The sequence below is a fragment of the Longimicrobium sp. genome (assembly GCF_036387355.1).
Classification (GTDB): domain Bacteria; phylum Gemmatimonadota; class Gemmatimonadetes; order Longimicrobiales; family Longimicrobiaceae; genus Longimicrobium.
The window spans coordinates 1-6,613 of sequence record NZ_DASVTX010000329.1; the positions used below are offsets into that span (position 1 = coordinate 1).

The 6,613-nt window shown below is 70.7% G+C and carries 8 protein-coding genes; 3 read left to right on the top strand and 5 right to left on the bottom strand.

Going from position 1 to position 6,613, the window contains the following annotated elements:
• Positions 1-159: 159 nt before the first annotated feature.
• The 3 genes from VF665_RS14635 (at position 160) to VF665_RS14645 (ending at position 2,618) form a co-directional block, all read left to right on the top strand.
• Entirely contained in the window at positions 160-765 is a 606-nt protein-coding gene (locus tag VF665_RS14635; RefSeq protein WP_331054179.1) for a hypothetical protein, read from the top strand.
• Positions 766-878: 113 nt separating this feature from the next.
• Positions 879-2,114 carry a hypothetical protein gene (locus VF665_RS14640; RefSeq protein ID WP_331054180.1) on the top strand — a complete coding sequence of 412 codons (1,236 nt, stop codon included), beginning with the start codon at positions 879-881 and terminating at the stop codon, positions 2,112-2,114.
• Between the two features lie 243 nt (positions 2,115-2,357).
• Entirely contained in the window at positions 2,358-2,618 is a 261-nt protein-coding gene (locus VF665_RS14645; protein WP_331054181.1) for a twin-arginine translocase TatA/TatE family subunit, read from the top strand.
• 229 nt (positions 2,619-2,847) lie between these two features.
• On the opposite strand, the gene wrbA is transcribed toward VF665_RS14645, so the two are convergent.
• From wrbA to VF665_RS14670, 5 genes are all read right to left on the bottom strand, one after another.
• Positions 2,848-3,528, bottom strand: coding sequence for an NAD(P)H:quinone oxidoreductase (wrbA, locus tag VF665_RS14650; protein ID WP_331054182.1), 681 nt, complete (start codon positions 3,526-3,528; stop codon positions 2,848-2,850).
• Positions 3,529-3,590: 62 nt separating this feature from the next.
• Positions 3,591-4,031 (bottom strand): MarR family transcriptional regulator, encoded by a 441-nt coding sequence (locus VF665_RS14655; protein WP_331054183.1) that lies wholly within the window; start codon positions 4,029-4,031, stop codon positions 3,591-3,593.
• 64 nt (positions 4,032-4,095) lie between these two features.
• Positions 4,096-4,575 (bottom strand): thioesterase family protein, encoded by a 480-nt coding sequence (locus VF665_RS14660; protein ID WP_331054184.1) that lies wholly within the window; start codon positions 4,573-4,575, stop codon positions 4,096-4,098.
• Complete coding sequence (locus VF665_RS14665; RefSeq protein ID WP_331054185.1) at positions 4,572-5,837, bottom strand: aminoacetone oxidase family FAD-binding enzyme; 1,266 nt, start codon at positions 5,835-5,837, stop codon at positions 4,572-4,574. The genes VF665_RS14660 and VF665_RS14665 overlap by 4 nt, the downstream gene beginning before the upstream one ends.
• Before the next feature lie 521 nt (positions 5,838-6,358).
• Positions 6,359-6,613: hypothetical protein (locus tag VF665_RS14670; RefSeq protein WP_331054186.1), on the bottom strand; the 255-nt coding region annotated here is incomplete at its 5' end.

Consider the following 6,613-nt stretch of genomic DNA (forward strand, 5'->3'; position numbering starts at 1 on the left):
CGCTTCGTCTCCAGCAACACCTTCGTGCCGTTCGCCTGGTACCGCATCGCGTTCGGGTCGCTGCTCCTGCTGCTGGCCCTGTACGGCTACGCCTGATCCCCCGACCGGCGCGCCCACCGGGGGCGCGCCGACCTTCCCTGACGGACCGCTTCCCACACCATGGCAACCGTTTCCCTGTTCGCGCAGCGCATTCCCGCGGAGCTGGCCCGCAAGCTGGAGCGCACCGAGGCGCTGGCGCGCGAGGCGCTCATTGACGTGCACGCCAACTTGGCGCTGGACCTGGTGGGGGTGCTGGCGCCGCGCATGCCGTTTGACGAGGCCATCGAGCGCTACATCGAGAGCATGGACCTGCAGGGCGAAGACGCCGAGGCGGTAGGAACGCGGGCGGTGGCGCTGCTGAGCGAGCGCGAGGTGGCCGACGACCTGCAGCGCGAGGGGCACCGCGGATGGGGATGGGACTGGCGCTACGCCACCCCCATGGGCGCCATGCGCTACATCCAGCGGCAGAAGCAGCGCAGCGACGAGGAGCAGCTGTGGCTGGAACTGGCCGCCGCCCGCGCCGAGGAGGCGCTGGTGAACGCGCACATGGAGTACGCCACGCAGTTCATCGGGCTCATGGACGAGCACGAGTACGCCGACCCCAGCCGGGCCGTGCAGCACTACGTGGAAACGCTGGGCCTTCCCGAACTGCGTGCCCGCATGGTGTACCAGCGCACGATGGCGCGGTGCGCGGCCACGCTGCTGCCGCGCCTTCCGGCGGACTAGGAGCGGCGCGCACGAAGCTTGCTCCCGCACCCGGCCGATTCCGCGTGCATCGGCCCGCGGCCCCGCCACGGCGGGGGCAATCGTCCAGAATCCAGCGTCTACAGCCGGACAACATGTCGATTTTCAAGGATGGGGGCCGCGCCGCCGCCGCGGTGGCGCTGGTTGCGCTGCTGGCCGCGTGCGGCGGCGGTGACGAGGGTGACAAGGGGGCGGCCAAGGGGGCCGGTTCCGCCGGCGCGGCCACGGCCGCCGCTCCGGGCGCCGACTCGGCCAGGGGCGCCGCGCAGGCCGCTCCGCAGCAGACCGCGGGCGGCCCGGTGACCGGCCTTCCCGCGGGGCCGACGGTCAACGCGCCGCCCAACGAGATGGGGCGCATCATGGTGCTGGAGTACCACCGCACCGGCAGCCCCGAGGGCGAATTCGTGCGCACGCTGGCCAACTTTCGCAAGGACCTGCAGGCGCTGTACGCCGCCGGCTTTCGCCCGGTAACCATGCGGCAGGTGCTGGAAGGCAACATCGACATTCCGGCCGGCACCTCGCCCGTGGTCTTTACGCTGGACGACGCCACCCGCGGCCAGTTCTACATGACACCCGCCGGCGAGGTGGACCCCAACACCATGGTGGGGAGTTTTGAGGCGTTCAAGCGGCAGAACCCGGCGTGGGGCACGGCGGGAATGGTGATGTGCATTCTGCCCGCGGCGCAGCACCCCTCCAACTTCTTTGGCGAGACGCCCGACAAGGGCACGCCCCGCGAGCAGCGCGAGGCCACCATCCGCAAGAAGATGGAGTTCCTGGTGCAGAACAACTACGAGATCTGCAACCACACGCTCTACCACGCCCGGCTGGACCGCGCCAGCAGCGCGCAGCAGGCCATGGACTGGATCGGCATCGGCGAGGACAGCATCAAGGCGTACCTGCCGGCGGACTACGACATCGTGACCTTTGCGCTGCCGCTGGGCATGTGGCCGCGCGAGCGGTCGGCGGCGTGGACGGGGACGTACCGCAACGGCAAGCGCTATGAGAACAAAGTGGTGCTCGAGGTGTCGGGCGGGCCCAACGTGTCGCCCTTCGACAACCGGTGGGACCCGCACTCGGTGGACCGCTTCATCGTGGCCCCGGGCGCGCTGGAGGCGCAGCTGCGGCGGTACGCGGCGGACGCCAGCAACCGCTACATCAGCGACGGCGACCCGCGCACGGTGAGCTACCCGGCCAGCATGGCGCAGTACGTGGCCCGCGACCGCCTGGGCGGGCGTACCCCGCGCGAGGTGGCCGGTGCGCCGGCGGCGGCGGCTCCCGCGGCGGGCGCCGGAGCGGCTCCGGCGCCCGCGGGCGGCGCGGGACGGCGCTGAGCGTACGGGCGGCGGGGGCGGGGAAGCCTTCCCCCGCGCTGTAAGGCGAAGTCCCACAGAGGTTTCCGCATTTGCGGATTCGGGGGTGGCCGGGTTGTCGCGCGAGCGGTTCAGGGTTAGATTGATCGCGGCGATACGGCACCCCCATTGGACGGGCAGGCTCGGAACGGACCGAGGCCCCGGGTGCCAGGGTACGTTCGTTTTCGCGGACTGCCGCACATTCACGGACACAGGGAGGTTCCCATGCCTTTCGGACTTGGTTTCGGCGAGCTGGTTCTCATCTTCGGCGTCATGCTTCTTCTGTTCGGCGCCAAGCGCCTCCCGGAGCTGGCCACGGGCATGGGCAAGGGCATCCGCGACTTCAAGCGGGCCATCAACGGCCTTGACGAGCAGTCGATCGCGGGCGCGCCGCAGCAGAACTACCTGCAGCAGGCCCCCGCGGCGCCCGGCGTGCTTGCCGACGCCGTCCCGGCCACGGTCGAGGGCGAGCCCAAGCGGCTGTAATCCGCCTGCAGGTTTCCTGACATACAAAGCGGCCCCCGGCACGCACGCTGGGGGCCGCTTCTCGTTCCGCGTCACCTCAAGAACTGCATCTCACGCGGAGACCGCAGGGAACGGCAGCGGACTGGGCTCACACAGAGGCACAAAGAAAAAGGGAACGAACGGGAGGTCGATCACCCCCGTCCGTCCCCCTATTCCCTATTCCCTATTCCCTATTCCCTCGCAGTTCCCCTCACTGGCCCTCGTACTGCGGCGCGTCCGGCTGCTGGCCATGCGGCTGGGTGGCGCGCAGGCTCTTGAGCCGCGACGCCACCTTGGCCACCCGGTTGCCCAGGTTGCGCGCCGTCAGCAGTTCGCGCTCCTCGGGCTGGCGCGATCCGTCGCCGCCGGCCAGCGTCCCCGGCCCGTACGGCGAGCCGCCGATGCCGTCCGTCGTCAGGATGTGCGGATTCTGCCCGTACGGCGTTCCCACGAAGATCATCCCCAGGTGCAGCAGGGGCACCAGGCCGGTCAGGATGGTGGCTTCCTGCCCGCCGTGAATCGTCGCCGTGCTGGTAAAGATGCCGGTCGCCTTGTCTTCCAGCTCGCCGTTCTGCCAGAGCGCGCCCGTGGTGTCCAGGAACTGCTTCACCTGCGCGGGCATGTTGCCGTAGCGCGTCGGCATGCCCCACACAATGCCGTCCGCCCAGCGCAGGTCGTCGTGCGTGGCCTCGGGAATGGAGGCCTGCGCCTCCTGCGCCTTGGTGTACCACTCCTGGCCGGACATGGCCCGGCGCGCCTCCTCCAGTTCGGGAATGCGCACCACGCGCACCTCGGTTCCGCCTTCCGCCCGCGCGCCTTCCGCCACGGACTGCGCCATCTTGGCGATGTGCCCGTAGGCGCTGTAGTACACCACCAGTACGTGGGTCGCCATCGGCCCTCCCCTTCCGGTTGACTGCGTCCCAGCCCGGGCCCCGCGCCCGCCGCCGGCCCTCTTCACGGCCCTTCGCGCCGCGCCCTTCGCAGCAGCCGCTGCACCTTCCGCATCTCCGCTTCCGAGAGCCCGCCGAAGGCACGGTCCAGCTCCGCCTCCACCACCGGAACCGCGGCCTGCGCCCGCGCCCGTCCCGCTTCCGTGAGTTGCACGCGCACCGCCCTCGCGTCCGCCGGGTCCGGCCCGCGCCGCGCCAAGCCGGCACTCTCCAGCCGCGACACCAGCCCGGTCACGTTCCCCTCCGTCACCAGCAGCCGCTCGCTCAATTCACCCATCCGCAGCCCGCACTCCGGCGAGCGGACCAGCGTGGCCAGCACGTCAAACTGCGGCACCGACAGTCCCATTTCCGCCAGCGCGCGCGCCTGCCTGCGCGACACGTGCCGGTACGTCCGCGCGACCGACACCCACAGGCGCGTGGCGGGAGGGATGGGATGGTCAGGCATGCGACTCCTTTAGATGTAAAGTATCCGCAAGCACCGTTCCGCCCTGTCCGTCGCGACGGGGCGGTCAGCCGTCCGGAAGCCGGCCGCCTTCCAGCGCCAGGAGCGCCGCGCGAACCTCGGGCGGGAGCGCCGTCTTGTGCCCCCCGGCGTAGTCGTACGCCACCAGCACGCCGCTCCCGGTCGCCGCGACGTCGTTCATCGCGCGGCTCACGACCTGGTACTCGTGCGTAAAGCGGTCTTCCCGCAGCTCCGTCGTCCGCGCGCCCACCGCGAGCGTGTCGGGATAGGTGACGGGGCGGCGGTAGCGCGCCTGGGCGGACTGCAGGATGGGGCCCACCATGCGCCCCTCGCCCAGCTCGCGGAACCCGATGCGCTGCAGGTACGGAATGCGCGCGTTCTCAAAGTAGGTGAAGAAGACAGCGTGGTTCACGTGGCGAAAGTAGTCCATCTCCGCCCACACCACCGGCACCTCCACCACGACGGGAAACTCCGCCCGCAGCCGCGCTTCCGCGTCGTTCTCCATGATCTCCGGTCCGCCGTTCACGATGCGCGTCCTTCCAGGGATGCGGCCGCGCCCAGCCCCGCCGCGCGCCCCGTGGCCCAGGCCCAGCAGAAGTTGTAGCCGCCGATGGGCCCGAAGCAGTCCAGGATCTCCCCGCAGAGAAAGAGGCCCGGCGCCACGCGGCTCTCCATCGTCCGCGCGTCCACCTCGGCCAGGGGCACGCCGCCGCCGGTGACCTCGGCCTTTTTGTAGCCCTCATCCCCCGTCCAGGGAAGGGGATAGCGGGCGAGCACCTCCACCAGCCGGGCCCGCTCCTCGCGGCGAAGCTGCGAGCGGGTGCGCCACGGGTCCACGCCGGCCTCCTCCAGCAGCCGGTCCGCCAGGCGCTGCGGAAGGCGGCGGCGCACCAGCCCGCCGATCTCCCCCGGTCCCGGCTCGCGCAGCAGCGTGTCCCACGCGCCCGCGTCCATCTCCGTCCACTGCGCGTGGACGGGAACGCGCCGCGCGGGATCGCCCGCCGAACGCACGGCGAGGTGCGACACGTTCAGCACCGACGGGCCGCTGTAGCCGCGGTGCGTAAAGAGAAATCCCCCGCTCGCCTGCAGCGTCCCCCTGGCGAGCGGCGCCTCCAGCCGCACCTCCAGCGAAACGCCCGCGAGCTCCGCGTGCACCGCGGGATCCGTCGTCAGCGGCGTGAGGGCGGCGTACGTGTCGTGAACCGTGTGCCCGAGCTGCCGCACCAGGCGGAACCCCGTTCCGTCGCTCCCGGTGGCGGGTACCGACAGCCCGCCCGTGGCCAGAACGACGGCCGCCGCGGCGATCTCGCGTCCCCCGTCCAGCACCACCGTCCAGGTGGACGAGTCCGCCGGGGGCCGCAGTGCGACGACGGAACTGGAGAACACCGGCTCCACGCCCTGCTGATGGGCGTAGTCCAGCAGCCCGTCGCGCACGTCGCGCGCGCGGTTGCTGCGCGGGAACAGCTTGCCGGACTCCTGCTCCAGCGCGAGGGGAATGCGCAGCTCTTCCTCGAAAAAGCGCCGCTGCTCGGCAAGGGGCCAGGAGAGCAGCATCTTCTTGAGCGTGTTGCGCGACGATTCGGTAAAGTACTGCGCCGGGTCCACGCGCGAGGGGAGCACGTTGCACCGCCCGCCCCCGCTGATGAGGATCTTTTTTCCGCCATCGCGCGTGCGCTCCACCAGCAGCGTGCGGCGCCCCTGCGCGGCGGCAAAGATGGCGGCCATGCTCCCCGCGGCCCCGGCGCCCACCACCACGATGGGCGGGTCGTTTTCCTTGTCAGTGCTCATGGGGCATAGAATAGCGAGAGGGCGGGGCAGTGGCGAGCGGCGTGCGTTTCGGGTAGGTGGGATGCGGGGGATGCGGGGGATGCGGGGGATGCGGGGGGACCGCTCCGGAGCCAGCCGGGCCAACGGTACTGCTGTTGTCCCGTCCGTCTCCTCCGCGGGGGCGGCGAGCCTCCTCGGCGCGGACGTGCCGTGGCGCGTTCCGGAAGGTGCCGTGCGCCGCGCCTGCGGGGTCTCCCCGCCCGCTACGGGAGCCTCGCGCAACGGTGTGGTGCCGACCGCAGCTCCCGCCGGCGCGAGTCTCCCTCCGCCCAAGTGGGTTTGAACCCCAACACACCGCGCGCCACTATCTCCGCCGTCCCCATGAGTTCCCCCGCGACCTCGGCTCTGCACCCGCGTCCTGCGCGTGAGGCCAGTTGCCATCGCCGGTCCTCGGTTTCCGTTTCGCGGATGTGCCGCGCCGGTGACACGGCCGGAACAAAGCCCTTGACCTGTTCCGGGGAGCCGCTTATACTTGGCGCCCCTCAAGGAACCCCGGCCGAAGCGACGCCGAAGCTGGTTCCGGACAGGGGTTGACGGTGAGGGTCGAGGCTGATATCATGGAGGGCTGTCGCCTGAATGGCGGCGGCGGGGCGGGTGGAGGAAAAGTTCTGAAAAACGCCCCTTGACGGTTCGGCGCAACCCCAGTAGATTGAAGGAGTTCGGCGCACGACTGGTTCTGCGAAAGCGAAAAAGTTGGTGAAGCCGAGGGGTTGACGGGAAGGACGCACGCTGATAGA